15 protein-coding genes are annotated in these 26,792 nt (G+C 64.7%); 9 read left to right on the forward strand and 6 right to left on the reverse strand.

Annotated features, from left to right (window positions below; translation table 11 throughout):
• Positions 1-15 precede the first annotated feature (15 nt).
• Positions 16-1,782, reverse strand: a complete 1,767-nt coding sequence (locus tag ACYVGC_RS08415) for a VanW family protein (RefSeq protein WP_460583365.1) — start codon at positions 1,780-1,782, stop codon at positions 16-18.
• A gap of 300 nt (positions 1,783-2,082) precedes the next feature.
• Between ACYVGC_RS08415 and ACYVGC_RS08420 the strand changes: the two genes are divergently transcribed.
• The 8 genes from ACYVGC_RS08420 (at position 2,083) to ACYVGC_RS08455 (ending at position 18,113) form a co-directional block, all read left to right on the forward strand.
• Positions 2,083-3,423, forward strand: coding sequence for an SWIM zinc finger family protein (locus ACYVGC_RS08420; RefSeq protein WP_460583366.1), 1,341 nt, complete (start codon positions 2,083-2,085; stop codon positions 3,421-3,423).
• Positions 3,424-3,476: 53 nt separating this feature from the next.
• Positions 3,477-6,467, forward strand: coding sequence for a DUF6493 family protein (locus ACYVGC_RS08425; protein ID WP_460583367.1), 2,991 nt, complete (start codon positions 3,477-3,479; stop codon positions 6,465-6,467).
• A gap of 40 nt (positions 6,468-6,507) precedes the next feature.
• A complete protein-coding gene (locus ACYVGC_RS08430; RefSeq protein ID WP_460583368.1) occupies positions 6,508-9,531 on the forward strand; it encodes a DUF6493 family protein in 3,024 nt (1,007 codons plus the stop codon).
• Positions 9,532-9,685: 154 nt separating this feature from the next.
• Entirely contained in the window at positions 9,686-12,685 is a 3,000-nt protein-coding gene (locus ACYVGC_RS08435; protein ID WP_460583369.1) for a DUF6493 family protein, read from the forward strand.
• A gap of 30 nt (positions 12,686-12,715) precedes the next feature.
• Positions 12,716-13,114 (forward strand): hypothetical protein, encoded by a 399-nt coding sequence (locus tag ACYVGC_RS08440; protein ID WP_460583370.1) that lies wholly within the window; start codon positions 12,716-12,718, stop codon positions 13,112-13,114.
• Positions 13,115-13,287: 173 nt separating this feature from the next.
• On the forward strand, positions 13,288-15,840 hold the full coding sequence (locus tag ACYVGC_RS08445; RefSeq protein ID WP_460583371.1) for a DUF4132 domain-containing protein: 2,553 nt from the start codon (positions 13,288-13,290) through the stop codon (positions 15,838-15,840).
• Positions 15,819-16,715 (forward strand): YwqG family protein, encoded by an 897-nt coding sequence (locus tag ACYVGC_RS08450; protein ID WP_460583372.1) that lies wholly within the window; start codon positions 15,819-15,821, stop codon positions 16,713-16,715. Before ACYVGC_RS08445 ends, ACYVGC_RS08450 begins: the two co-directional genes overlap by 22 nt.
• A gap of 255 nt (positions 16,716-16,970) precedes the next feature.
• On the forward strand, positions 16,971-18,113 hold the full coding sequence (locus ACYVGC_RS08455) for a flavin-dependent monooxygenase (RefSeq protein WP_460583373.1): 1,143 nt from the start codon (positions 16,971-16,973) through the stop codon (positions 18,111-18,113).
• A gap of 162 nt (positions 18,114-18,275) precedes the next feature.
• On the opposite strand, the gene ACYVGC_RS08460 is transcribed toward ACYVGC_RS08455, so the two are convergent.
• A complete protein-coding gene (locus ACYVGC_RS08460; protein WP_460583374.1) occupies positions 18,276-19,604 on the reverse strand; it encodes an erythromycin esterase family protein in 1,329 nt (442 codons plus the stop codon).
• Between the two features lie 286 nt (positions 19,605-19,890).
• Here ACYVGC_RS08460 and ACYVGC_RS08465 point away from each other — a divergent pair, with 286 nt between their 5' ends.
• The gene (locus tag ACYVGC_RS08465; RefSeq protein WP_460583375.1) at positions 19,891-20,163 is read left to right on the forward strand and encodes a DUF1294 domain-containing protein; all 273 of its coding nucleotides are present in this window, start codon (positions 19,891-19,893) and stop codon (positions 20,161-20,163) included.
• On the opposite strand, the gene ACYVGC_RS08470 is transcribed toward ACYVGC_RS08465, so the two are convergent.
• The 4 genes from ACYVGC_RS08470 to ACYVGC_RS08485 all read right to left on the reverse strand — a co-directional run bounded on the left by ACYVGC_RS08470 (position 20,135) and on the right by ACYVGC_RS08485 (position 26,790).
• Positions 20,135-20,977: an alpha/beta fold hydrolase gene (locus ACYVGC_RS08470; RefSeq protein ID WP_460583376.1), complete on the reverse strand. Its 843-nt coding sequence runs from the start codon at positions 20,975-20,977 to the stop codon at positions 20,135-20,137. The genes ACYVGC_RS08465 and ACYVGC_RS08470 overlap by 29 nt on opposite strands.
• Positions 20,967-22,400, reverse strand: coding sequence for a phytoene desaturase family protein (locus tag ACYVGC_RS08475; protein ID WP_460583377.1), 1,434 nt, complete (start codon positions 22,398-22,400; stop codon positions 20,967-20,969). The genes ACYVGC_RS08470 and ACYVGC_RS08475 overlap by 11 nt, the downstream gene beginning before the upstream one ends.
• A gap of 54 nt (positions 22,401-22,454) precedes the next feature.
• Positions 22,455-23,021: a hypothetical protein gene (locus ACYVGC_RS08480; protein WP_460583378.1), complete on the reverse strand. Its 567-nt coding sequence runs from the start codon at positions 23,019-23,021 to the stop codon at positions 22,455-22,457.
• A gap of 112 nt (positions 23,022-23,133) precedes the next feature.
• Positions 23,134-26,790: a DEAD/DEAH box helicase gene (locus tag ACYVGC_RS08485; protein WP_460583379.1), complete on the reverse strand. Its 3,657-nt coding sequence runs from the start codon at positions 26,788-26,790 to the stop codon at positions 23,134-23,136.
• Positions 26,791-26,792 lie beyond the last annotated feature (2 nt).

Here is a 26,792-nt window from a genome sequence, read left to right on the forward strand (position 1 = left end):
GTACGTAGCCCGTAATCAACCGGTTATCGCACCGCTTACTTCAGCTGCCTCACGCCCCGCGAGCGCCTGCTGCACCGCCCGGCGCAGCGCGGCGTAGTCGCCCGCGGGCACCAGCGTGAGGCCCGGCTGGGGCCCGAGGCCGCAGGCCGGCGTAGCCACCACCGGAATGCCCGCCGCCAGCGCCCGCAGCAGCAGCCGGGGCTGGTGCTCCACGTAGGCCGGGTACACCACCAGCCCTACGCCGGCCAGCGCGTCGGGGCAGGCGGGCGTGGTAGCCACGTCCTGCCAAAAGCCCGCGCCCTCGGTGGCGCGGCCGGCCACCACCAGCGGCAGGCGCAGTTCCTGGGCCAGCCGGCGCATTTCGTAGGCCCCCTTGCGGGCCACCGCCGAAGCCGGAAATAGGATGCGCGTACCTAACACAGCACCAGGTACGCTTTTCGGCCGCACCCATTCCAACAGTATCACTTTGTTGTTAAACAAGTTAGCTAGCTCAACGTGGGGCGTGAGCAGGCGGCGCGCCTGGGTGAGGGCGCGGCTTTCGGCCGCCACAAACGATGCGGGGGCGCGGAAGTCGCGCAGCGTGGGGCTGGTGGGGTGGCGCGCGTGGGCCGCGTCGAGGCGGGCGTGCAGCAGCGTGGCGGGCAAGCGGGTCAGCAGCACGTCGAAGGTGCGGCCGCCCAGCACCCCGGCCTGCCATAAAAACGGCAGCAGCGACTGCGCCACCACCAGGTGGGTGCTATCGGGCCGCAGGTGGCGAGCGGCGGCAGCCGCCACCCGCGCATCACCGCGCAAGGATTGGGCGAATAGGTTGCGGCCCAGCCTATTAGCCAGCCGCAACCCCAGCTGGCGCCGCCAGGCCGCGCCGCGCAGGGCCACCACCTGCGGCAGGGCGGCCAGCCCGCTGGCCCGCCGCGGGCGGCCCAGGGGCTGCGGCACCACTACTACATCGGCCGGGCCAGCGGTGGCTTGCACATACTGCGCAAACTCAGGCCAGCTTTCGTCGAGCACGAAGGTGGTGCGCGTGGCGGCGGGCCGCGCCGGCACTTGGCCGGGGTGCTTGAAGCAGCCCAGGTTGCCGCAGGCGTAGCAGTCGTGCAGCGCCGAGGCTGGGCGCGGGGTTTCAGTTGGGCGCGGTGGGCTGGCAAGAGCTGGGGTTTCGCCTCGAAAGCACACCACGAGTTGGTCGGCCGTGAGCTCCACTTCGAGGCGAAAGGCGACGGGGGCCCGAAAGCGCAGGTCGAGGTAGTTCCACTTCACGGTGGCGTCTCGGTCTTGCTCGGCCAGCGAGCCCTTGATAACCTGCGTATGCCGGTGCCGCTCTACAATGGTAAAGCCAGCTCGCAGAGTCGCATCATACAGGGCATTAGATAGTTGACACAGGCCGCCGGCCACAGTGGGCACCACGCAACCCTCCCGGATTTCGCGCCCCAGCACGTAGCCGCGGCCAAAATTGGGATTGCCCACCTGCCGCCAGAAGCTGAACGTGGCCCCGGCCGGCACCGCCAGGCCGTGCAGGCGGCGGGCGGCGCGGCGCAGGTTTTCGACCTTGCCGGCCGTGAGCAGCCAGTTGGCGGCGGTGTCGTCGGGGTTCCACAGGTCGCTGGTAGAGGTAGCCAGCACCGGGGCGGTTTCGGTGGGTTGGCCGGCGCGGGCCTGAAAGCGCGGCAGCGGCTGCCGCAGGTTCTGGAGCTGCCGCCAGCCGGTGAGCAGCAGCACCTTGAGGCGAAACGTGGTGTCGCGAACCCAGGTGTGGCGCTCGGAAAGGGTGGCCGAAGGGTGCATGAGGAAAGCAGGTGCAGGCGCGCGCAAGGTACTAGCGGCGTGCGATATATTGCCCGGAACGCCTGCGTTTAACGGGCGCGGCGAATAACTGGCCGCGTACGGCTTTGTGAACTTCATTTGTGAGCTGGCTAACGGCATAATACTAGTTGGCCAGCGGCCAGCAATAGGCAGCGAACGCGCGCGCCGGGCGCAGCTTGTCGATGATTTAGCAGTCAGATTCTTTTTGCTAATTTTTGCCAAATTTATTAGTAACTATAAAAAATTTAGCACACCTTTGCTAAACAAAAACACCCTTTTCCCATGTCCGACCTCACCTACGCCTACGCCCAGCCTTCGGCCCTAACCCACGCCCCAGAGGGCGCTGCGCTGCAACTTGCCGCCTACGCCGAGAATGCGCCCGCCAACGGGGCCGCCTGTTTTTTTCAGGGCCGGCTGCGCGACTCGTGGCTGGCGGCCCGCGGGCTAACCACGTTAGCCAAAGTAGTGGCCTCGCGCTTCGTGCCGCAGAGCGCCGCCCTGCGCGACCCCATTGTGACGGCCGGCGCGGGGCTGCTGCGCTTCGAGGCGTTTTCGTCGTGCAACGGCGTGTACGCCCGCCTCGACCTGGGGCCCGACGCACTGGAGGGCGAGTTTTTGAGCAGCGGCACTACCAACGTCGATTTCAACGAGCCCATGGTGAACGCCCTCAGCCGGGTGGCCCGCGCCGAGCCCGTGCGCCTCACCGTGGGCCAGCTGGAAGTGACCCTGGAGCGCGCCGCCGGCAAGGTGACCGAGCGCAAAGTGACGCTGCCCGAGCGTTGGATAAAGGGCCTCACCGCCGTGCAGGGCTACCTGGCCTTGATGGAGGAAAAAATGACCCTCACCCGCGTGCAGGCCACGCAGCTGGTGCAAAGCATTCCGGCGGGCACGGCCAAGGGCGACTTTTTTCTGGTGCTGCGCGGGCCGCGGCCCAGTTTTGCGCCGGTGGCCAGCGCGGGCGCGGTGCGGGTGGGCGGCGTGCACCGGCTGCGGCTGCTCGACGGCCTGCTGCCCCTCTGCGAAAGCCTGCGGGTGTTTGCCACGCCCGACGGGCAGGCCAGCGCCTTTGTGCTGGCGCTGGGCGGCGGCCAGGAGTTCGTGCTGGCCCTGTCGGCGGCCGTGAACCGGGGCTTTTCGGGCGAGGGCAACCAGCTCGATACGTTGCTGGAGGACTTGCCCGCCGACTGGCTGGCGGGGGCCAACAACCTATTTCGGGGCAACGAAACCTTCAACCCTACCCTGTTCGCGATGGAGCACGACCTGGCCCCCGGCACCGTGGACCGGCTGTGCGCCAGCCTCTCGGCCATGGGGCTGCTGGGCTTCGACCTGGCTGAAAACCACTACTTCTACCGCCGCCTGCCCTTCAAAACCGACCGCATTCTCAAGCTCAACCCGCGCCTCAAAAATGCCCGCGCCCTGCTTGACTCGGCCGACGATGTGCAGCTGGTGGGCGTGGGGGCCGGCGGGCGCACCGAGGCCCGCGTGCGCGGCACCGACGTGTGGCACACCGTGCTGGTGGGCGGCGCCGAGCCCGCGCGCTGCACCTGCCAGTGGTTTACGAGCCACCAGGGCCAGCGCGGGCCGTGCAAGCACATTCTGGCCGCGCAGCTGCGGTTTGGGTAGGGTGCAGGCTATTACTCATAAATCATTGCTGAACAAGTACTTGAGCTTTTAATATGCCTACTGCCGTCGAAACTTTTGAGTATATTATCAGCCGGCAAACCACTAAAGAGCTAGTGCCTTTTCTGCTGGCGCTATCGAAACGAGATGCACAGTTGGTGCGGCTAAAGGCGCTCGATTTTCTCAAGCACGGCATTCCTAATCCCCGGCCGCGGGCGGCACGCGGCTGGACGATATATCCGCCTCTAGCCGCAGTGCCCGCGATGATGGAGGCAGCTATGCAGCCGGCTGCCCCAGGGGCTACTTTTTACCTGGACCCTGTGCAGGAGGAAAGCGCCCTATTCTTTCTGACAGCCCTTGCCACTTACACGCGCAAGGAGGCCTTTGGCAATGGGTTTAATTGGTGTGGCAGCCTGGCGCACGACTTTTTTAGTTCGCGCCGCGAGGAGGTGCGGGCCGTGCTGGCACACGCCAAGCCTGCCTGGCTTGGCGATTGGGTAATAAGCAACGGTAATTCGCTTGCTGATTATTGGGTATTGCGGGAGCTGGAAGACGAGGGGTTTATTGAGTATCGCCCGCAGGATTTTGCTTTTCGGCTGGCCTGGCTGGCTTTCGAGCGGGACTTATCTCAATTGCGGGAAAAACTAGCGAAAGATAAGCTGGCGCTAACGCGCGATATACCCAGTCAGTTTGATTTTGAACTCTCAATAGCTCGGCTTGATGGCATGTCAGCGGCCAACTACGAAAAATTCACCTGGCTCCGCATTCTCGTTGACTTGATAGCGGCCGGCCACCTAAACCGGCTCGACCTCCTCACGCGCTGCCTACTGGCACTGCGGCGCGATTTTCGGCGACCTTCTCTTACGTGGTACATTGCGCTCTATCAGGCCCTTGAACCAACATTGACTGAGCGCTTAGCCTTACAAGACCTTCTTGCTGAGCTACTACTACAATCCCTACCGCTGGTCGTCAACTTCGCCCTCGACCAACTCAAGGACCTCCTGCCGGAGCCAGGCTTTACCCTGGCTCCCTTGCTGCTTTCAGCTGATAGCCTGCTGGTTAGGTCCGACCTCAAAACCGGCCTGCGCGCCCTGCTGGCCAGCCTGACGAAGCTGCCCCAGCAAAACCCCGCCAACGCCCCGACCGTGGCGCGCCTGCTGGCCACCGCCCTCGCCCACCCCGACGCCGCTGTGCAGGAGCGCGCCGCCAAGGGCCTGGTCGAGCTGCTGAGCGCCAAAAAGCCCCTGCTTGCGGCCGCTGAAATTGCCGCCCTCACCACCACCATCGGCCAGCAAGCCGACCTGCTGGGCGCGGCCGCCCGCACGTTGCTGGGGCCGTGGCTCACGGCAACCGTTGAGTTAACTACCAATTATACTGTTAGTTACCAGGAACTCACGCAGTTCGTGCCCGACCTCTCGCACGCCATGGCCATTGCGCCGGTGGCCGACTGGCACGAGCTGCTCTTCCTCACCGGCCAGGTGTTGCGCCACGACGACCCGGCCGCTACCGAACGCTGGCTCGACGGCCTGCTGCGCCTGCACGGGCAGCTGCCGGCCGGCCACGCGGCCCAACTCCAACCCTACCTGGTGCAGGTGCTGCCGCAGCTCAGAAAAGCGAGCGCCGCCGAAGCAGCGGCCTTGCTGGCTGCGCCCATTCGGCTGGGTGGGCACGAGGGGCTGACGCTAGCCCTGCTGCTGAGCTGGGCCGGCGGCGCGGCCACCCCGCGGGTGGGCAGCGTAGCCATTGCGGGGCCCGACGCCACGCGCTCGCCCCTGCTGCCGCTGGAGCAGCAGCGCTACCAGGTAGTGGAGGCCGCACTGCGCACGGGCCCCACGCTACCGATGCTGAGCACGCCCACCCACCAGCCGCACTGGGTAGCACCCAGCACATTGGTTAGCAAGCTGTTGGCTTACCAGGCGGCGGGCGTAGCCCCTAGCATCGCCGACCTTGTGCTGGCCCTCACCCGCACCGCTCACGCCCACCCCGCCGAAGCCGCCACCGCCCGCCACCTGCTGCCCCAGCTGGCCGAAACGGGGCTGCGGCAGCTGCTGGAGTGGTTTGTGGGTGCGCCCGAGCAGCCGCTGCCGGCGCTGGTGCCCGCGGGTGGCCGGCCGCCGGCTCCCCTCACTTCTACCCTAGCCGACGCGCTGCCCGAGCTATGGGCCGTGGCCGCCCGCACCAAAGCCCCCACCAAAACCTTTGCCGCGCTAGCGGCCAGCCTGGGCTACGACCACCCCGGCCTGACGCACCCGCTGCGCTCGACCTGCGAGGTGGTGCCCCGCGAAAACGTGTACCCCGACCCGAGCCAGCCCGGCCAGGTGAGTACCTACCGCTTCATCGAGCTGGCGTGGAGCAGCGGGGCTCCGGCGGCCGCGCCCTCCCCGCTGCTGCCCTACGCGCCGCCCGTGGGCAAAAACGAGTACGGGTCGTGGGAAGAAAACAACTTATTATCCAGCGATTTAACGTTTCTAACCGCGCTGTTACCCCACTACGCCGCCCCCGTCTACGACCAGGTGCTGCGGTGCGCCGCCTGGGCCGACAACCTCGAAACCACCGAGCGCGATGTGCTGGCCCAGGCCCTGCGCACGCTGCTGGGCCCCGGCCCGGCGCTGGAGGCCGCGGCCACGGCCGTGCTGGCCAGCGGCCTTATTCACCACACGCCGCTCTGCCGCAGCCTGGCCCAGGAAGTGCTGCTGCAAGCCATTGCCCAAGGCCGCCTGCGGCCCGCCGCGCTGGGTGAGGTGCTGGGCCAACAAATAGCCATTGGCTACGCACCCGCCCCGCGCCTCGCTAGTAATCTCTTGCCAATCAAGGGGCTAGATGCCCTGACTGATGACGCCCTGCGCCAAACCCTCAACGCGCTGCTGCCCGGGCTACCCGCCACCCCACCCCGCAACCTGTGCCCCCTGCTCGACGCCTACGCCGACTTGCTGGCCCGCACCCGCCAGCCCGTGCCCGCGCTTGTGCAGGCCCAGCTTGGCGCGTGGCAGGCTACGGCCAGCCTGCGCAAAACCAGTAAGACGCTGCTGAGCCTTTGCGCGGCTTAGTATAAGTTATTCACAATCAATATTTTATAATTTCGCTGCCATGACTCCTGCTGCCGTTGTTGACACCTTTGACCAGCTCGTGCGCCACCGGCCCATGCCGGAGCTAATCGACTTTTTGCTGCACCTGGACAAGAAAGACCTGGGGGCGGTGCGGCTCAGAACCAAGGAGCTGTACAAGGAAATGAACGACTGGCGCAACGACAGCCCGGAAACAAAAAAGCTGCGCAACCGCACCACGGCGGTCTTCCTGGCCGGGCTGGCTACTTACTCCAAGCAGGAAGCGATGGGGCGCAGCTTCGACCTGCCCTGGGGCATCGACCTGGACAATGCCAAGGACAACCGGGGGTATAAAGACCACTTTATGACGGTGGTGCGCCACAGCCGGCCCACCTGGCTCACCGACTGGCTGGTGCGCCTCACGCGCAGCAATTCGTGGGGTGGCCTGGCCTACAGTCAATTACGCGAGCTGGAAGCCGAGGGCTTGGTCAGCTACGACCCCTGGCTAACGACCCAGCTGCTCAGCCACCGCCTCAACCGCTACAACCGCGCCGAAAAGGAGCGCGGCCAGCACTTGGCTACCTACGTGCTTACCCAGCTGCAAACCGACGCCACGCTGCTGACCCGCGACCTGCCCCTACTGTTCGACTACGACACGGCGGCCGACTCCGCTTCTATCTACCTGGGTGAAAAGCGGGAATCCATCACCTGGCTTACGCTGCTGCCGCAGCTGGTAGCCTCGGGCCACCTGGAGCGGACCGACCTGCTCACGCGCTGCCTGCTGGCGCTGCGCCGCGACTTTCGGCGGCCGCTGCTCACCTGGTTTAAGAGCGTGTTTGGCAGCTTCGACCCCACCCCGGCCGAGCGCCTGGCCCGCCAGAGTGAACTGACCGAGCTGCTGGCCCACCCGCTGCCGCTGGTCGTCAACTTCGCCCTCGACCAGCTTAAGGACCTGTGGGCCGACCCTGGCTTTGCGCCCGACCTGCTGCTGCGCTACGCCGATGGCCTGCTGGCGCGGCAAGACCTCAAAACGGGCCTCAAAACGCTGCTGGCGGGCTTTGGCAAGCTGCTAAAAGTGAGCCCCGGCCTGGCCCCCACACTGGCCCCGCTCTACGCCGCCGCCCTGGCCCAGGCCGATGCCACCGTGCAGGAGCGCGCCGCCAAGGGCCTGGCCGAGCTGCTAAGCGCCAAAAAGCCCCTGCTCGCGCCCGCCGAAGCGGCCGGCGTGGCTGCCACCATCCCCACCTACGCCGACCTGCTGGCCCCGGCCGCCCGCGCCGTGCTGGCGCCGTGGCTATACCCGGCCGATACCAGTGCAACCAACACTAATACAAGTACTTATGAGCCAATAACAGATTTTGTGCCCGATATTTCGGCCGCCACGGCCCTTGCGCCGGTGGCCGACTGGCACGAGCTGCTCTTCCTCACCGGGCCGGTGGTGCAGGGCACCGAGCCGGCCGCCTTTGAGCGCTGGCTGGATGGGTTGCTGCGCCTGCGGGGCCAGTTTCCGGCCGGCTACGCCCAGCAGCTGCGGCCCTACCTGCAGCAGGCTTTCCCGTGGGAGTTGCAGGACCAATCGGAGGCGCAGCAAGCCCTCACCCTGCGCCACTACGCGTTTGGCGGCAGCCACGTGAGCCACCGCGATTTTAGCAAGGCGCTGCTAGCCAGCTGGTTTGCTAATTTTGAGCACCCCCGGCTCGCCAAAATGTCGCTAACCGACCACCCGCACAACCACCCCGACCCGCTGCTTAGCCTGGAGCGCCAGCGCCTGGCCACCGCCGAGGCGCGCCTGCACCCCGGCGCCACCCAGCCCCTGCCGCTGCTGAGCACGGCCAGCCACGCCCCGTACTGGGTGGCGCCTACCGTGTTGGTAGCTAAGCTTTTAGCCCATGAAGCTGCTGGCCAGGTACCCGACCCGGCCGACCTGGTGCTGGCCCTGGCCCGCACCGCCTTCGCCGCCACCGCCGATGCCGCGGCCGCCCGGCAGCTACTGCCCCAGCTGGCGCACGCCGGGCTGCGGGCGCTGCTCACCTGGTTTTTGGCGCCCGCCACCGCCGAGGTGGCGGCCGTGCCGCTGCCCATTGCCACGGGCAAGCCGGCGGGCCAGCTGCTGGCCGGGCTGGTGGGCCGGCTGCTTTCCTTCAAAGGCAGCCCCGCGCCAGCCGCGCCGCTGGCTGAGGCGCTACCCTGGCTGTGGGCCGTGGCCGCCCGCACCCGCTACCCCGCCGCCAACCTGCCCGAGCTGCGCCCGCTGGCCGACTACCCCGGCCTGGCTACTCCCTGGCAGCCCGCCTGGTACTTCGAGGCGAAGTCGCACACCTATAAGTACCCCTGGAACAAGCAGCAGCCCGAAGTCACCAACACCTGGACCGAGCTGACCGTGGCCACCGAGCACCCCGGCCAGCGGCCCCCTTCCCCCTTGGCCCTGTACTCGCTGCACGCCCGCCTGCGGCAAGACAAGCCGTATTACCTGTGGTCGCTGGGGCTAAGCCTGCCCCTGCTGCTCACCCTACTGCCCAACAACCCTGACCCGCTGCACTGGCACCTGCTGCGCACCGCCTGCCGCACCGACGGTACCGGCTCGGAGGCCCGCAACACCCTGGAGCAGGTGCTGGCCACACTGCTCGCCGCCGGCCCGCGCTTCCCCGCCAGCACCACCGCGCTGCTGGCCGTGGCCCTCACGCACGCCGCGCCCACCTGCCGGGCGCTGGCCCGCGAAGTGGTGCTGGCCGCCGTGGCGCAGCGCCGGTTGGTACCCGCCGACCTGGGCGCGGCGCTCGGCCGCCTGCTGGCCGCCGGCTTCGTGCCCGTGCAGCGCCTCGCCGATGGCCTGGCCGACCTGCGCGCCATCGACGCCACCACCGACGAGGTGCTTACCCAAACCCTGGCCGCCCTGCTGCCCGAGCTGCCCGCCGAGCCCCCGCGCAACACCCGCAAGCTGCTCGACGCCTACGCCGACCTGCTGGGCCGCACCCACCAGCCCGTGCCTGCCCCCGTGCAAGCCCGCCTGCGCGAGTGGCAAGCCAACGCGTCCCTCAAAAAAACGGTGGTGGCCCTGCTGGCCTGAAACCCAGCCCCGGTCCGCCGGCGAAGCCGGCCGACCGGTTATCGCGGGCGCTGCGGGGCCCGTCGTTTCGCCACGTTCACGCGACAACCGGTCGGCTGGCTCCGCCAGCGGACCGGGGCAATTAGCCCTTGATAGCTTACTCTTGCTTTAGTTTATGACGACTCCGACCGACACCTTCGCGCACATTATCCGCCGCCAGACTGTGCAGCAGCTTCTGCCGTTTTTGCTGAGTTTAGCGAAGAAAGACGTGGTGCCCGTGCGGCAGCAAGCGCTGATTCTCAAGAAAGAGCTGGAAGAATACAAGGAGCGCGAAGTGACGCCCGGTAAGCTGCAATGGGATTGCCTGATGACGACCGAGCAACATAAAATGCTGTTTTTGGCGGGTCTGGCTACCTACTCGCGCAAAGAGGCGCTGGGGCGGGGGTTCGATATTCGATGGAAACTCGACTGGGACAGCCCCGACAGCCCCACGGCCGACAACTCACTGGCGCTTAAAGTATTAGAGCACACCCGCCCCGACTGGCTATCCGAGTGGCTGACGCGCCGCACCCGGACCAACCTGTGGGCGGCCCCGACCTACCACGTGCTGCGCACGCTGGAAACGCGCGCGCTGCTGGCCTACGAGCCGTGGCTGTTTGCGCAGTCGGTGGCCCACCTGCCAACGGTGTACAACTGGCAGCGCAATAACGTAAAAGGAGGCGATATTGAGAACTACGACCAGCTTATCCTCAGTGAGTTGCGAGCCGATACTACGCTGCTGGAGCGCGACGTGCTGCTGCTGTTCGACTTCGACACGATGGCCGATTCGGCCTCTACCTATTCGGGGCAGGCCCGCACCACCGTTTCCTGGCTCACGCTACTGCCCGAGTTGGTCGCCTCAGGCCACCTCGGGCGGGCTGACATCCTCACGCGCTGCCTGCTGGCGTTGCGCCGCGACTTCCGCCGGCCGCTGCTCACTTGGTTCAAGAACCTGTTTGGCAGCCTAAACCCTACTCCGGCCGAATGCCTGGCCCACCAGGGCGAGCTTACCGAACTGCTGGCCCACCCGCTGCCGCTGGTCGTCAATTTTGCCCTCGACCACCTCAAGGCCTTCTGGCTGGCGCCGACTTTTGAGCTGGACGCCCTGCTGCGCGCCGCCGATGGCCTCATGACCCGGCAAGACCTCAAAACCGGCCTCAAAACCCTGCTAGTGGGCTTTAGCAAGCTCCTGAAAACCCACCCAACCCAGGCGCTGCCGCTGGCGCGGCTCCACGCCGCCGCCCTCGCCCACGCCGACAGCGCCGTGCAGGAGCGCGCCGCTAAGGGCCTGGCCGAAGTACTGAGCGCTAAAAAGCCCCTGCTCACGCCCGCCGACACCGCCGAACTCACCACCACCGTGCGCGCCTACGCCGACTTGCTGGCCCCGGCCACCCGCGCGGTGCTGGCTCCCTGGCTGGCCGCGGCCCCATCAGTGGCTCTCGCAGATACGGTGGCTGAATCCGCTCATTATGAGTTGCTTGCTGAGTTTTTGCCCGACCTGTCGGCCGCTACGGCCATCGTGCCGGTAGCCGATTGGCACGAGCTACTGTTTCTCACCGGGCAGGTGCTCAAGCACGACGACGCGCTGGCCCTGGAGCGCTGGCTCGATGGCCTGCTGCGCATGCGCGGCCAGCTACCGGCCGGTTACGCCGACTTGTTGCTGCCCTACATTGTGCAAATGGACCCCTACCTGGCGGGCACGACGGCCGAGCGGGCCGCCACTATCACAGCAAGGGCGGCTAAGAGCCAAGTGGGCTACGCCCTCTTACCCTGCGTGCTGCTGTTAAGCTGGGCCAACGGCTTTACCGAGCCCTTTGTGGCGCGCACCCTCATTGCCGACACCCACCTCGTGCCCGACCCACTAGTGGCGGTAGCACAGCAGCGGCTAGCCTTTGCTGAAGCTTTGTTGATGGGTGGGCATGATTTGCCATTGCTTAGCACGCCTACCCACGCGCCCTACTGGGTAGCACCTAGTGAACTGGCAGAGCGCCTATTAGCTTACCAACAGGCGCAGCAGGAACCCAACCCCACCGACCTGGCCGTGGCCCTGGCCCGCACCGCCTGGCAGGTGCCCGCCAGTGCCGATGCCGCCCGGCAGCTGTTGCCGCAGCTAGCGCACGCCGGCTTGCGGGCGCTGCTCACCTGGCTGCTGGCCCCCACCGAGGCGCTGCTCCCCACTCTTCCCGCCCTGCCTACCCCGGCCGCCGCCGAGCCCACCACCCTGGCCGAGGCGCTGCCCTGGCTGTGGGCCGTGGCCACCCGCACCCGCCAGCCGGCCGGCCACTTCCCGGCGCTCATCCACCTCACGCCCCACGCGTGCCCCAACGTGGCACAGCCCTGGCAGCCGGGCTGGGAGCTGCACCCCAAGTCGAACACCTACGTGCAGCAGTATCTGCCCGGCAAGCCCGAAGTAACTGAGCACTGGCTGGAGCTGCTTATTAGTGATAAGGACGACTATTCGCCGGTCCCTAATAACTTGTTAGTCTATTCATTACATCAGGAAGTTAAGAATGCGCACGTACCCTATCAGTTCGGTCGCCTGCGGGCCCTGGCGGCTGACTTTCCTTTCCTGGTGGCGCTGCTGCCGCAGTACCCGGCCCCGCTCTACTGGCATACGCTGGCGCTGGCCGCCACCCGCGACACGGTAGATTCTACAAACCGCGACGTGCTGTTGCAGGCCCTGCGCAGCCTGCTGGGCACCGGGCCGGCGTTCGACGAGGCCGCTACCCTGCTGTTGGCTATCGGCCTGACTTATAACGCCCCCACCGGCCGGGCGCTGGCGCTGGAAGTGCTATTGGCCGCTACTGCCACGGGCCGCCTGGTACCCGCCAGCCTGGGCACGGCGCTGGGTGGCCTGCTGGGCGGCGGCTTCGTGCCCGTGCAGCGCCTCGCCGATGGCCTGGCCGACCTGCGCGCCGCCAGCCCCGTGGCCGATGCAGCCCTGCACCAAGTCCTCGACGCCCTGCTGCCCGCCCTGCCCGCCGAGCCCCCGCGCAACACCCGCAAGCTGCTCGACGCCTACGCCGACCTCCAAAGCCGCACCCAGCAGCCCACGCCGCCCCCGGTGCAAGCCCGCCTGCGCGAGTGGCAAGCCACAGCCTCCCTCAAAAAAGCCGCCGCCCTACTGCTGGCGTAAAGTCCCAATTCATACTTCACACTTCACGTCATGGCCCTCCTCACCATTCAGGATGAAACCGCGAGCGGCAGCATCCTCACCCGCCTGGAGCTGGAAATAGCCCAGGAAATGCTCACCGTGCGCGAGCTCATTGCCCGCCGCGTGCACGACGAAGTAGCCACCTACAATGACCACCAAACCGGCGTGTTCCGGGGCCTCATGCAGCCCACCGACTCCGAGCGCCTGCTCAACGGCGACACCTACCGCCTGCGCCACGCCCGGCGCATCGACGCCGAGCAGCAGGTGTACCACGCCCTCGAAGCCTTCCAGAACAACGGCTTTTTTCTGCTCGTGAACGACCGCCAGGTTGAAACCCTGGATGAGGAAATCTGGCTCGGGGCCGGGGCCACGGCCAGCTTCATCAAGCTCACACCGCTGGTGGGCGGCTGAGGTTAATAAAGAACGTCATGCTCATCTGGCGTCCGCTTGCCGAAGCATCTCTACTACGCCGTTGGTTAGTAATCCAGCGGCGTGGTAGAGATGCTTCGGCAAGCGGACGCCAGATGAGCATGACGTTCACTTAGACCTTAATTACTTTATTTATAATTAGTTAATCGTCTTTTATGGCTGATTCAGAAAAATTCACCCTGGCCGCCCTCTCCGCCGCTGCCAGCCCCGAGTCGCAGGAAATGCAGCCCGTGCTGCAACAGCTCATCCGCGAGGCTGGGGGCACCGCCAACTGGCACAGCGCCATCACCGAGCTGCCCACCTACCAGGCCGCCAAGGCCCAGAATGCCACCTACCGGGGCCGCCTGGCCCTGGCCGCCGTGGTAGCCCTGCGGGCCAATGCGGGCCGCCTGCGTACCACGCTCATGCAGCTGCTCGGCGGACTGATGCGCACAACTATTACGCTGAGCGACAGCGACTTTATTGTCCTGCTTCAACACTACGGGCTCACGTTTGATAGGCTTCGGGATACTATCATTCGCGATGCGGCGGGTGTTTTTCCAGTGAGCCTCACCCTAGGACAGGTGGAGAAATCAGTGAAGAAAAACGGCCTCAGCAAGCCCCTGGCCACGTACCTAACCCAGTTTCTGGCCGCCACCGGCAAGGAGGTTTCCGGGTTTCAGGCCAATGAGATAATCGCGACGCAGCGCCGCCTGCAAGCCATCCTGAACCTGGGCAATGCCGAGGCGCGGCCCGTCCTCGTCTTCCCCGAGGGCGATGCCTTTGGCCAGCAGCTCACGGAGTTTGCCGTCGGCCTGCCCGACGATGCGCCCACCACCCGGCCCTGGCTGCACCTGCTCCAGCTGTGGCAACGAACCAGCGGCGGCCAGCCCACCGCCAAGTTTCGCAAGGAGCTCGATGCCGCCACCGCCGCCGTGGGCGCCGCGGCCGTGCAGGAACAAGCTATTACCTGGCTCGAACTACTGGCCGCCACGCCCGTGGTAGAGGAAACCCAAACCGTAGCGTACGGCGAGGGCCGCTCCCAAACCTACACCTCCTACCGCTACGTGCTGGAGCCCAACCTCATCGTAGCCAAGGGCTTAGTGTGGACGGTGCAGCCGCTGCTCACCGACGCCCTGCTGCACCAGCTGGCCAGCCTGGCCGCCAAGTGCTACCGCAAGATTCCGGAAAAAGGCCCCCTGGCTATGGCCCTCGGCAACGCCTGCCTGCTGGCCCTGGCGCACGGCGGCCTGCCCGGCGTGGCGGCCCTGGCGCGGGTGCGCCTCAAAATCAAGCAAACCAACACCCAGGCGCTCATTGCCAGCCACATCGAAAAAGCCTCCCAGGAATTGGGCGTAACCCCCGACGAAATCGAGGACATGGCCGTGCCCGACTTCGACCTGCACAACGGCCGCGCCGAGTGGCAGCTGGGCGACTACACGGCCACGCTAGTACTCGAACAAGGCAAGGCCGAGGTGCGCTGGACCAAGGCCGGCAAGCCTCTCAAAGCCACCCCCGCCGCCCTCAAGGCCACGCACGCCGCCGAGCTTAAAGAGCTCAAGAACAGCCAGGTGCAGGCCCAGCAAACCTACACCGCCCAGCGCGAGCGCCTCGACCGCAGCTTTGTGGCCGGCCGCCGCATCGCGGCCCCGTGGTTTCGGCAGTACTACGCCGGGCACGGCCTGCTGAGCTTGCTCACGCGCCCGCTCATCTGGCGCTTTCACCACCCTGACCACACTCACACCGACGCTATTTGGCTGGCCAACGCCTGGCGCGACACCCAGCACCAGCCCGTGGCCCCGCCCACCGACGACGACACGGCCGAGCTGTGGCACCCCATGCTGGCCGCCCCGGCCGAGGTGCTGGCCTGGCGCGCGCTGCTCGAAGCCCAGCAGCTGCAGCAGCCCATCAAGCAGGCCTTCCGGGAGGTGTACCTGCTCACGCCGCCCGAGGAGCGCACCCGCACCTACTCCAACCGCATGGCGGCCCACCTGCTTAAGCAGCACCAATTCAACTCGTTAGCTAAAATACGTGGTTGGAAATACCGCCTGCTCGGGGCCTACGACAAGGGCTACGAAACCGAAACGGCCACCCTGGCGCTGCCTGCCCACCACTTGCAAGCCGAGTACTGGGTAAGCGAAGTGGACGCCGACAACGCCTTCAACGACACCGGTATCTGGCTCTACGTGAGCACCGACCAGGTGCGTTTCACGCGCGCCGGCGAGGCCGTGCCGCTGCCCGAAGTGCCCCCGCTGGCCTTTTCGGAGGTGATGCGCGACGTGGACCTGTTTGTGGGCGTGGCCAGCGTGGGCAACGACCCGCAGTGGCGTGACAACGGCGGCCTCACCCAGTTTCGCACCTACTGGGAAAACTACAGCTTTGGCGAGCTGGGCGAGGTGGCCAAAAACCGCCGACTGGCCCTGGAGCGTCTGGTGCCCCGCCTCAAAATCAGTAAAGTCAGCACCCTTACCGACCGGTTTTTGGTGGTGCAGGGCAAGCTGCGCACCTACAAAATCCACCTGGGCAGCGGCAATATCCTGATGGAGCCCAACGACCAGTACCTCTGCATTGTACCCGACCGCTCGGCCAAAAACGTGGGCGCCACCGGTGTATTCTTGCCCTTCGAGGGCGACGCCATGCTGTCCATCATCCTCAGCAAAGCCCTGCTGCTGATGGACGACGATAAGATTACCGACGAGACTATTTTATGGCAGCTCAAAACCAAGTAGTTATGCAGCAACTAGCTGATTTACAAGAGTTAGCAACCAGCAAGGGCTTGGGTGAGTTCTGGCCGCTCCTGGCCCCGCATTGCCGCCCCAGCATCCGGGTGCTGCCGCAGGCGGAGGCCGCGGCGGCCCCGCTGGCCCTGGGAGCTTCGCGCCTGGGCGATGCGCCCGACCTGCCGATGGCCGCCGCCTGGCCCACCTGGCAGGGCCGCAGCCTCAGCTTTATCGCCCAGCTCAACCTGGCCGAAGTAGCCCCGCACGATACCCGCGGGCTGCTGCCCCCCACCGGCTGGCTGGCCTTTTTCTACGATGCGCAGGAGCAGCCCTGGGGCGATGACCCCGCCGACCGCGGCCGGGCCGTGGTGCAATATTACCCGGCCACGGATACGCTGGCTACCCGGCCCCTTCCCCCCGATTTAACGGCCGAAGCTTACTCTGCCTTCCCGGCCGCCGCGCTAACCTTCGCCCCAGAAATGACGCTGCCCAACCCCTGGGACGAGGACTTACCCCTGCCGGAGGAGGCCTTTACCGAGGACCAGCGCGCCGCCTACGGCTTCCTGCTACTCACCCAGCACGGCGACGGCACCAGCCGCCTGCTGGGCAATTCGGACAACCTCCAGGGGCCCATGCGCAGGCAGTGCTCCCTGGCCAGCCGGGGCATCATCAGTATTGATAACCAAAATCTTAGCTCCGAGCAAGCAACTGCGCTTGCACAGCAAGCGGCCGGCGAGTGGGAGCTGTTCTTGCAACTCGACAGCCACGAAGCCGAGGCCGGCATGATGTGGGGCGATATGGGCCGCCTCTACTTCTGGATAAACCGGACCGACCTGGCCCGCCGCGATTTCAGCCAACTGGTGCAGTTCTTACAATGCTACTAACGTGGTTTCGGAGTCAGTATACGGTCGGCCGGCTTGCGCCGGCTGACCGGAGGCAAGTGCCATGCTGTACGCTGACTCCGAAACAGCTTTCATGCCAGCCCCAGCCAAAACTGACCGGAGCCAAAAGCTGGGCTAGCGCCGCGTTACGGCGCTACATTCGCTACGCCAATAGTTGGCCACCCAACGGCCAGCTACCCACGCTGGGCGGGCGCAAAACGAATAAGTATTCCGCTAGCTTTTTACTATCGCCTTCTTATGCAGCTTCCTGGCCTCATCATTGGCGGCGGCATTGCCGGACTCACGGCGGCTCTGGCGCTGCGGCAGCGCGGCATTGCCGCCATGGTGTGCGAGGCTGCTCCGCAGATACTGCCGCTGGGCGCGGGCATCTGGATGGCCCCCAACGCCATGCAAGTGTTTGAGCGCCTGGGCCTGGCTGACCGCATCGACGCCGGCGGGGTGCCCCTGCAAGCCATTGAGATAGTGGATGGGCAGATGCGCCCCATCATGCGCACCAACCAGGACCGGATTCGGGCGCGGTTTGGGCACAGCACCACGGCTATTCGGCGGGCCACGCTACAAGGCCTACTGCTGGCCGAGGTGGGCCCGGCCCACGTGCAGCTAGGCAAGGTGTGCACCGCGCTACTCGAAGATGCGGACGGCGTCACGGTCACCTTTGCCGATGGCAGCACCGTGCGGGCGGCCTTCGTGGTGGCGGCCGATGGCATTCACTCGCCCATTCGGCAGACGCTGTTTCCGGGGGTGCGGCCGAGTGGCACGGGGCACCTGGTGTGGCGCGGCATGTCGGCGGTGCAGCTCACGCCGCACTTCAAGCGGGCCATTCGGGAAGCCTGGGCGGGCGGACTACGGTTTGGCTTTTCGGAGATTGAGGACGGCGTGGTCGATTGGTTTGCGGCCGTACCGGGCCGCTTTGGCGGCGCGCGCGAGGGTTTGCTGGCGCGGCTGCAAGCCGCGTTTGCGGGCTTTGCCTACCCGGTGCCAGCCATTTTGGCGGCGGCTACCGAGGCCGCTATTATTAAGAACGAGGTGCTCGACATCGACCCGCTGCCGCACTGGCACCGGGGCCGCGTGTGCCTCATCGGCGATGCCGCCCACGCCGCCACGCCCTACATGGGCCAGGGCGGCTGCCAGGCCGTAGAAGATGCTTACGCGCTGGCCCTCAGCCTCTCACAAAACCCCGCCGACCCGGCGGCGGCCTTCACCGCCATGCAGCGCCTGCGCCACGCCAAGGCCCGGCGCATTGTGCACACCTCGCGCCTCATGGGCCACGTGGGCTACTTAGCTGGAGCGCTGGGCACCCTGCGCAACGTGGCCATGCGGGCCGCGCCCATGTGGGCCACAGAGCGGCAGTTTTGCGCGGTGTATGCGCTTAATTTTTAAGTAGCGTGCAGGTGGCACTGCCTGCGAGATAAGGCAGCTGTTTAGGAATTCATTTTCGCCGGCAGCCCGCCCCAATAGCCCTATCCCTAAACAGCTTCAAAGGCAAATTGCAACCTGGCTCCGTGCGAATTACCTGGCTTTTCTATACCACTTAGTTTAGCATCAGCGCTTCGGCTCCTGAGTTATCAGCGGGGAAATCCAATGCTTCTGAAAAACCTCTTCCGTGTAAAATAATCCATCCATAACGAGTGGCAATCTCATATGCATTTCTTTGTACCCAAAGGGCCGAGCAATTAGCGGGTCTTGTAGCCATTGCGGGAGGTTGGGCTTATGCAGGTCAATAAATAAAAACGGCTGTTTCGTCTGCCCCAATGCATACTCTATACTGGTCGGCTTATGCTTTTTCACATTAAGCACGTGAAAGAAAAGGAGCTTTCCAAATTCCCCCCGGTAGCCCGTAAACCCAATGCTGTAATAGTTATCGCCGTAGCCCTGCTTGATGTAATCTCCTAGCCTGAGATTCTGGTGGTAAAACGCACTTGCTATGTTAGCCCCATTATAAGTCAGGTGCGAGGAAGCTGCCCACACAATCACTTTTTCACCTTTGTACAACGCTCGTTGTAAGTACATTAGGTTATCACCCATCTGCCGGTCGCGCAGCTGCTCATTTGGTTTTTTCCCAGCCTGCACCTGCTTATTCGAGAATTTTCGGGCTATTTCGGCCAGCGAGCTGCGGCAGAATTGCTGCCAGAATAATTGCTCCTGCGACCTGCCCGCCGACAACGCAGCCTTTCCCTTTATTTCCGCCAGAATATTCTTTAAGGCAGGATTTAATAGCAGCGTATCGGCTACGCTCGGTTTAGTATAGTAATCTGAGATGTCGATAGCGTGCTTTAGTGCAACGCTGAACGCTCTCCACTTGGCGGTATCCTGCACAAGGGCGGAGTTACTGGCCCGCAGATAATTATTCAAGTCGGGCAGCAGGTTTTCGCTGGAATATGTGCCTGAAAATTTGCAGTCGATACCCGACAATATCAACGGCCGGTCGGTATTCTTCTGTTTATCGATATACTTGAAAAGCTCCTCGGTTTCCGTGCTAATCCAGAAAGGATAAATCGATTTCCTGGCGGCATCCATTGTCGCTTTCCCGCCTTGTATTTCTTGCCAGGCCTTGTAGCAATCATAGAAACCACTCTCAAAGGCAATTACCCGAAAACCCAGCTCCTGGTGCAGGAATTTAATTAATCTGGTTTTGGCCTTGAACGCGCTGCCATCGTGATGAATTGGCTCTCCCAGCCCGACAATAGTCACGTCTTTCAAACTTTGCTTGAGCGGCGCTAAGTCCGTGTAGTCTTCGTTGGTTGGCTCTACATTGCTGACTATAAGTGCATTGCCCTTGAGATAGGCCACTCGGTCGGCAACGGCTTGTGCCTGCACCTGATTGGCAAGGCCAATCAAAAGGATGAGCAGCAAATTTGTTCTTTTTCTCATTTGGCAAGATGACGCTATCTAGCGGGCCAGCACAGTTTATTTCTACTAGTGCGCCCGTGACAACGATATGACACGCCAGCCGGGCCCACCAGTTGCAAGGGCAGCGCGCTAAAAGCAGCAGCCAAAAATAATTTTTGGCGCTGAAATAAACTATTGGGCAGCGGGAGTGCGTAGGAGCGCAATCAGCACGCCAAAAGCATTCTCTTGTAACCGGAGAGGCAAAACCTATTTCTAGTACTACTAACTGGGTGTAATTTCCCAAACACCTATTACTTCTACGTTCTCAATGATTTTACTGAGTCTGCTATTTCTCAATGCGTTATGCTTCTTACTATTTTACTTAGACAAGCGAAAAGCCCAGCAGGGCCAGCGGCGCATTTCCGAAAAAACCCTGCATCTGGCCACGCTATTAGGGGCCGCGCCGGGCGCGTGGGCGGCCATTTTTTTGCTACACCATAAAAATCGAAAGGCAGCTTTTTGGAGCATTACCTTATTGATTACGCTGCTCCAGGGCGCGGCTTTTTATTTTGCTATGCACCATTTTCAAGCGCTGAGCTAGCGGCATAAAACGCCCGCAGCCGCGCCGCCACCTCCGGGGTCCGCGCCAGCACCATCCAGTGCGTGGCGCCGGGCAAAATGGTTACCTGCGCGTGCGGAATCTGAGTGGCCAAAAAGCGCGCCTGCGAGGGCGGAAAGTGCTTGTCTTTTTCGCCCCACAGGATGAACGTGGGGCACTGCACGCGCCGGTAGCGCTCGGGTAGGCGGGGTAGCTGCGCCTCGTAGCCGGCGCACATGCGCACCACGTAGTCGCGCACAGCTGGCCGCCGAAACGTGCGCCACAGCTCACGCCGCAACGGGCCGCTTAGGCCCGGCCCGCTCCAAGGCAAAAACGTGTGTAGCGCCCGCCAGTACACCAGCCGGGGTAGGTGCTGCAGCAGTAGCTTATTCATCCCAAAGCGGCGCAACCACTTGATTTCCCAAGAGGTAGCTTCATCACCACTGACCAGGCTGTTCATCACGACCAGGCTGTGCACGCGCTCGGGGTAGGCGGCCGCGAACACCAGCGCCGGCTGCCCGCCCATGTCCTGCCCCACAAGGTGCACTTTGGCCAGGCCCCAGGCGTCGAGCAGCGTCAGCAGGTGACGAGCCAGCACCACCGGCGTGGCCCCGCCGGGCCAGGCGTCACTGTCGCCCAGGCCCGGCCAGTCAAAGGCTATGACTTGTTTATCAACGGCTAACAGTGGAAGCAACTCACTAAAAACCTGCAGGTTATCGGGGTAGCCGTGCAGCAGCAGCACGGCTTCGCCCTGGCCCTGGCGGGCCACCCGCACCCGGCCGGCGGGGTGCGGCTCCAGCGCGGTATCAAGCAGCATGGGGCACGGGCAGGTCGTGGGTTAGGCAGTCGGCGGCCAGCACGCCAGCAATTGCGCAGAAGCTCACCCACTGGCCGGGGTGCGTGCTGCTGCCGGTGAGGTAGAGGCCCTTCACGGTGGGGCTGCGGTGGGCCAGGCGGCCCTTCAGCATCAGGCGCGAGGTCATCACCGGGTTCATGCTGTCGCGGTAGAGGTAATAGTCGCGGCCCCACTCGAAGGTGGTGCGCCGGTGCAGCACCTTGTATTCGGCAATGCCCTCCTGCCACCAGGGCTCAGCTAGCTGCTGGTCAATGAGTTCGCGCTGGCCATCGGGCCCCAGCGTCTCGGCTTCGGCGTGGGCGAGCGGCGAGATGAGCCGGGCCGGATACCAGCCATCCTGCGCTAGCTCAGGGGCCAGCAGGCCGGGCTGCACGAAGGCCGTGCAGCCCGCGCCCCGCAGCTTGAAGCGGATGTAGTACGGCGGCTGCCGGCCCCGCACGGCCAGGTAGGCGCAGGTGCCCGGCGATTGCAGCGGCAACTGCTGAAGCTTTTCCTTCTCAGAAACTGGAAAATCCTCCACCAATTCTACATAAGTACCGATACCGCTAGAATCGGACATGATGGCCGTAGCCGGCAGAAAACCACCCGCTGCCGTGCGCACGCCCGTTGCGCGGCCACCAGGAGCCACAATGGCTTCTACTTTCGTATTATACTGAATATCAACGCCTTCTTTCAGAGCCGTGGCTGTGAGAAGCTCGGCCACGGCGCGCATGCCGCCCTTCGGGTAATACGCACCTACGCCGTGAAATAGGCCGGGCACAAACGCCATCGGGGCCGGGGCCTGGGTCATGGGCTGCCCGGCAATATGCGTCCAGATGCCAATGCTTTCCTGCAATTCGGGCGGCAGCACGGCCTTATCCAGCACCGAGGCCAGCGAGCTGAGCATAAACGGCACGCTGCCCAGCGAGCCGTTGCGCAGCACGTCCCACACGCCAGGGTGCGAGTGAAACGTGAGCGGCTGCACGTTGGCGTGGGTAGCCATCATCTTCTCTACGAACGCTTTATAGCGCGCACCGCTGCCCGGGAAGCGCGCCTCAAAGCCCGCCGCCGTAGTATCGAGGCTGCGGTCGAAGGCCGTGGCCGTGCCGTCTTCGTGCAGCACGTGGTACACGTGGTCGATGGGGATGAGCGGCAGCGCGCCGGCCGCAATACCCAACTCGTTAAACGCCCACTCCAGCCCCGGCTTGTCGAGCAGGATATACGGGCCCGCATCAAACGTGAAACCCTCGGCCGTGAAGCCCGACGCCAGCCCACCGGCCTGCGCCCGTGCCTCCAGCACCTGCACCGCGTAGCCCTGCCGCGCCAGCCGGATGGCGGCGCTCAGGCCACCTACTCCGGCTCCGATAACGATAATCTTATTGGCAGTTTGGTTTTGGCTGGACATACTGATTTACTAATTTTTAGCGGTTATTAATTCAATAAATCGCCCGAGATAATCTTAATAGCTGGCGACTGCTTTATGCTCCAATTGACTAATAATTTTCAGAATATTCGCCCGGTTTTTAGCGGCCTTAATAAAATTCGGCAGACACTCTACCATCGTCATGGAGAACTGGGTTTGGCGCTCGCGCAAAGTGGCTTGCACATACGCTTTTATATCCGCTAAATGGGGCCGGTTATACGCCCAGAATACCTCGTTTTTTAGCGAATGCTGCAACCACAGCGGCAAATTAAAAACTGGGTCATTTATCGCGCTAACTGACTCTTGTTTACACACATACCTTTCGTACCGAGGCTTTACTGCATACTGCGCCCGGCAATGGGTACAAGTAATTAATAAGCTAGCCGCCTTCTCTTTAACATTCGGAATAGTTACGGCGATTGGGCAGCCACAATCCACACAATTCCTCTTTACGAGTAACATGTAGCGAATTTGATTATGCGCGTTTTCGGTGTGGTGGCAGTTGCCACAGTGTAGCTTACCACCGCATCGAAAACCGGCATCGTAATCCGTTACCAGCGCATCTTTTTGGCATTTTGGGCACACTACCAAAAACTCCTTCATGTAGGAAAGCCGAATGGTTGGGGGGCCACTATATCGGCTGTCTTCGTCAGGTAGTACCATGTGGGTTAGCTGGCTAAAAATTGTGATAAATTAAGCAGGTTTATCCAAGAAATCATTCCCTTCCTACCCAGCCGCCCGCAGTCCGCACCCTTTCCAAAAGGGCGGCGTGGTGTGGGCCGCGGCTCAGCACCAGCTCATTGCCCAGCAAAATCAATTGCTGGCGCGCCCGCGTTACGGCCACGTTGAGCTTGCGGTCGACCTGGCCGGTTTCGTCGGGCGATACCATTAGCTCCAGTTGGTGCTCGTGGTGGCAGCAGAAGCTCACAATAATCACCTCGCGCTGCGAGCCCTGGTAGCGCTCCACGGTATCGACGCTGACCTGGGCCAGCTGGGGCAAGTTGTGCTCCTGGGCCAGCTGAGCCAGCCGCGCCCGGATGCGGGCCGCCTGGTTGCGGTAGCTGGCAATGATGCCCAGCGTGGCTTCGGGGTCGAAGGCTGGGCCGTAGCCCTGGACCACGGCCAGGGCGGCGCGGGCGGCCAGCTCGGCTTCCTGGCTCGACTCCTTTTGTGAAAGGTCGTCGGGCTGGCGGCGGGTGGGCACGAACACGAGGCGCTGGCGGCGCAGGGCCGCGCCGAAGGTATCGGCCGGGTTGGCGGGCGCGGGCCAGGCGTGGGGGTTGAGGCTGGCGTGCTGCCAGGGCAGAGGGCTGCGCAGCTGGCCGTCGTAAAAATCTTCGTTGACGAGCGCGGCCAGGTCGGCGTGGGCCCGGTACTGGTTGGCGAGCGTGCCGTGGGCGTAGGGCCACTGCGCCTCGGCGCGGCGAAACAGGCGCTCGAAGTACGAGTTGCGCAAGTTACTGAGGCCCAGCTGCTCGCGCAGCAGCTCGGCCACGGCGGGGGCCACGGCGCTGGTTTCGGTTTCCTGGGTTACCACGGCGGGCAGCTGGCGGTGGTCGCCGATGAGGATGAATTTCTTGGCCTTGGCCAGCAGCGCCAGCATGGGGCCTTCGAGCACCTGGCTGGCCTCGTCTACCACGGCCACGTCGAAATTCTTGAGCTGAAACAGCTCGGGCCGGCCCAGTAAGCTGCTGATGGTGCCCACGTAGAGCGGCGTGCCGGTGAGGCGCGCCCGCACCATCTGGCGGGTGGGCAGGTCGCGAATCATGTTATCGAGCAGGTACGGGCGGTAGGCCGGCGAGGTGCCCAGCCGTGAGCCGATGCGAATAAACGGCAAGCCAGCGTCCATTAGCTGCTCGCAGATTTCGTCCACGGCGCGGTTGGTGTAGGCGGCCAGCAGCGTCTGCTTGTCATCGGCCACGAGGCGGGTGGCCAGCTCGCGCAGCACCGAGCGGGTTTTGCCGGTGCCGGGCGGGCCGCAGAGCACAAACCAGTCGGGCGCGGCCAGGGCGCGGGCCACCACCTCGGGCGCGGCGGTGGCGGGCTGGGCACGGGCGGCGTCCCAGCCTTCGGGCGGGCGCGGAGCGGTGCGGGCCAGCAGTTGACGGCGGCGGGCGGGCGGCAAACTCAGGAAGCTGGTCAGCCCCGCCCACTCGCGCCGAAAGGTGTCGTAGGTATCGGGCTCCAGGGCCCAGTGCGAGTGGCCGTGCAGGTAGCGCGGGGCCATGCGGCGGTTACGCACGGCCAGCACCACGCGGCCATCGGCCCCGAGGTCTTCGGCCAGCGTCACCTTCACCACCTGCGCATCGAGGGCGCTGAGGGTCTTGAGGTTATGGGCAGGCTGAACGAGGGCGCCAGCCGCATTTTCCACTGCCTCGCCGGCAGTTGCCGCCTCCGCGAGCGGCTGGCTTTCGGCCGCGGTGCCGCGGCGGCGCGGATATAAAATTAGCGTGTCGCCGGCCCGGAAATTAACTTCCCTCCCTCCCACCGGCCGCTGAAAAATGAGGTGCGGCCCCAGGCCCTCGCGGGCATCGTCGGGGGCGTTGCTGTGGTCTTCGATTAATTCCAGCTCATCTAGTAGACTGAAGTTCTGGTGTTTACGGGCTTGCGGCAGCAGCCAGAGGCCCGCCTGGCCACCGGCGTCGCCGGGGCGGCCCTCGTCGCCGAGCAGGGCCAGGCGCATTTCGCGGGCCGCGAAGCGGGTCATTTCCAGGCAGTAGGCGCGCTCGGTGCGGTCGGCGTCGGCCCACACGCGGGCGGTTTTTTCGGCCTTTTCGCGGTTGAAGGGCGGCACGGCCTGCAAGTTGGGGCGCAGCACGGGGGCCAGCAGGGCCGCCACCTGGCCGGGACCAGTGGCGCGGGCCAGCTGCAACTCGGTGCCTACCAAGTGGTTGCGGGCGGCCAGTAGTTGGTCCACAAAGTCCTGGTTTTGAATGACCGGGCGCACGGCGGGCTGGTCCTCGGCGGCGTTGGAGTACAGGATGCTAGTGCGGCCCCGGCCGGCGGTTTCGCCATCGGCCCCAAATACCGATTCCAGCAGCAAGCGGTAAAGCTGGGCCTGGGCGGCGTGGTTGGTCCAGGGCTCGGCGGCGGGCACTTTCACCGAGCTTTTCAGCTCCACGAGGTCGTAGCCGGTGGGGCTTTCGTGCAACAGGTCGAGGCGGCCTTGTAGGCCGTAAGTAGCTGACAGAAAGGTGGGTTCGAGAAAGCAATCGACCAGGCGCAGGGGCTGCTGCTGGTAGCCGGTGCGCGAGAGGGCCGCGAAGCCCTGCCGCTGGGCCTGGCGCAGCGTGCGGTGGTGGCGGCGCAGGTCGTTGAGCAGCTCGGGCACGCCGGTGCGGGTCTGAAACTCGGGCAAGGTACTCAGCGTGAGGGGCTCGGCGCGAAAGAGCTTCTTGGTCAGAAAGTGCTCCAGGTCGAAATCGGCGGCCGGCGCGGGATTGGCGGCTGGCTGGGGCTCGGCGGCCGCTTCGGCCGGGCGCAGCAGGGCCAACGCGGCCGCCACCTGCGCCTGGCGCGCCACTACCTGCTGGGCGGCGTGGCTTACTTCCTCATCCAGCAGGCGGTTTACGAGGTTACCCACCACCAGCGAGCGCGAGGTTTCATCGGGCAAAAACGCCTTGAGCAGGGCCAGCTCGCCGTAGGTGCCATCGCGCTGCGCGCACTCGGCTAAGGTGGTGACGCTGATGAGGTAATCGGGCTCCAGCACCACGCGGCGGGGGCGCACGCGGCCGCCCGGCAGCACCACGGGGCCGATGAGATTGAGGGCCGGGTGCAAGGCCTTGGCCGCCAGCAGCAGGCCCTCATAGGCGGCCGGCAGCTCCAGCTGAAACGGGCCGGCCGGGCGGCCGTCGGCCGGCGTGCTCAGCTCCACGGTGATGACGCCGGTGGGTAGGTCGGCGTGCAGCACCTGCACCCGCCACACGGCGCGCGGGTCGGCGGCCAGGGCGGCGCGGGCCGAGCTGGCGGGCGCCGCGGCCGGACTAGCCGCAACCGCCGCCAGCGTTTCGGCAGCGGCGGGTTGCGGCGGGTATGGCCCCGTATAGGGCTCACCCGTAAGCACTTCCAGCAATTCGGCCACGGCCGCGAAGCCGGCGGCTACCTCGGCGGCGGTGCCCCGGTAGCTTTCGTGCAGCACCAGGTTGGCGGTCAGGCGCAGGTCTTGCAGCTGGTCGCGCAGGGCGGTGGGCAGCTCCAGCGAGTAGCAGGCCCCGCCGATGGCCTGAAACAGGTTGCCAAACGGCGCTTTGCGGCGCTTGTAGTCGGCGCGCAGCAGGGTTTCGAGCAGCTTGCGCAGGCGCGGCAATTGGTCGGCGGGCGCGGCGAGCGGGTCGGCCAGGGCGGCAAGGCGGGCGTGGGGCGTATCGGACAAAA

It is taken from the genome of Hymenobacter arcticus (assembly GCF_054779975.1).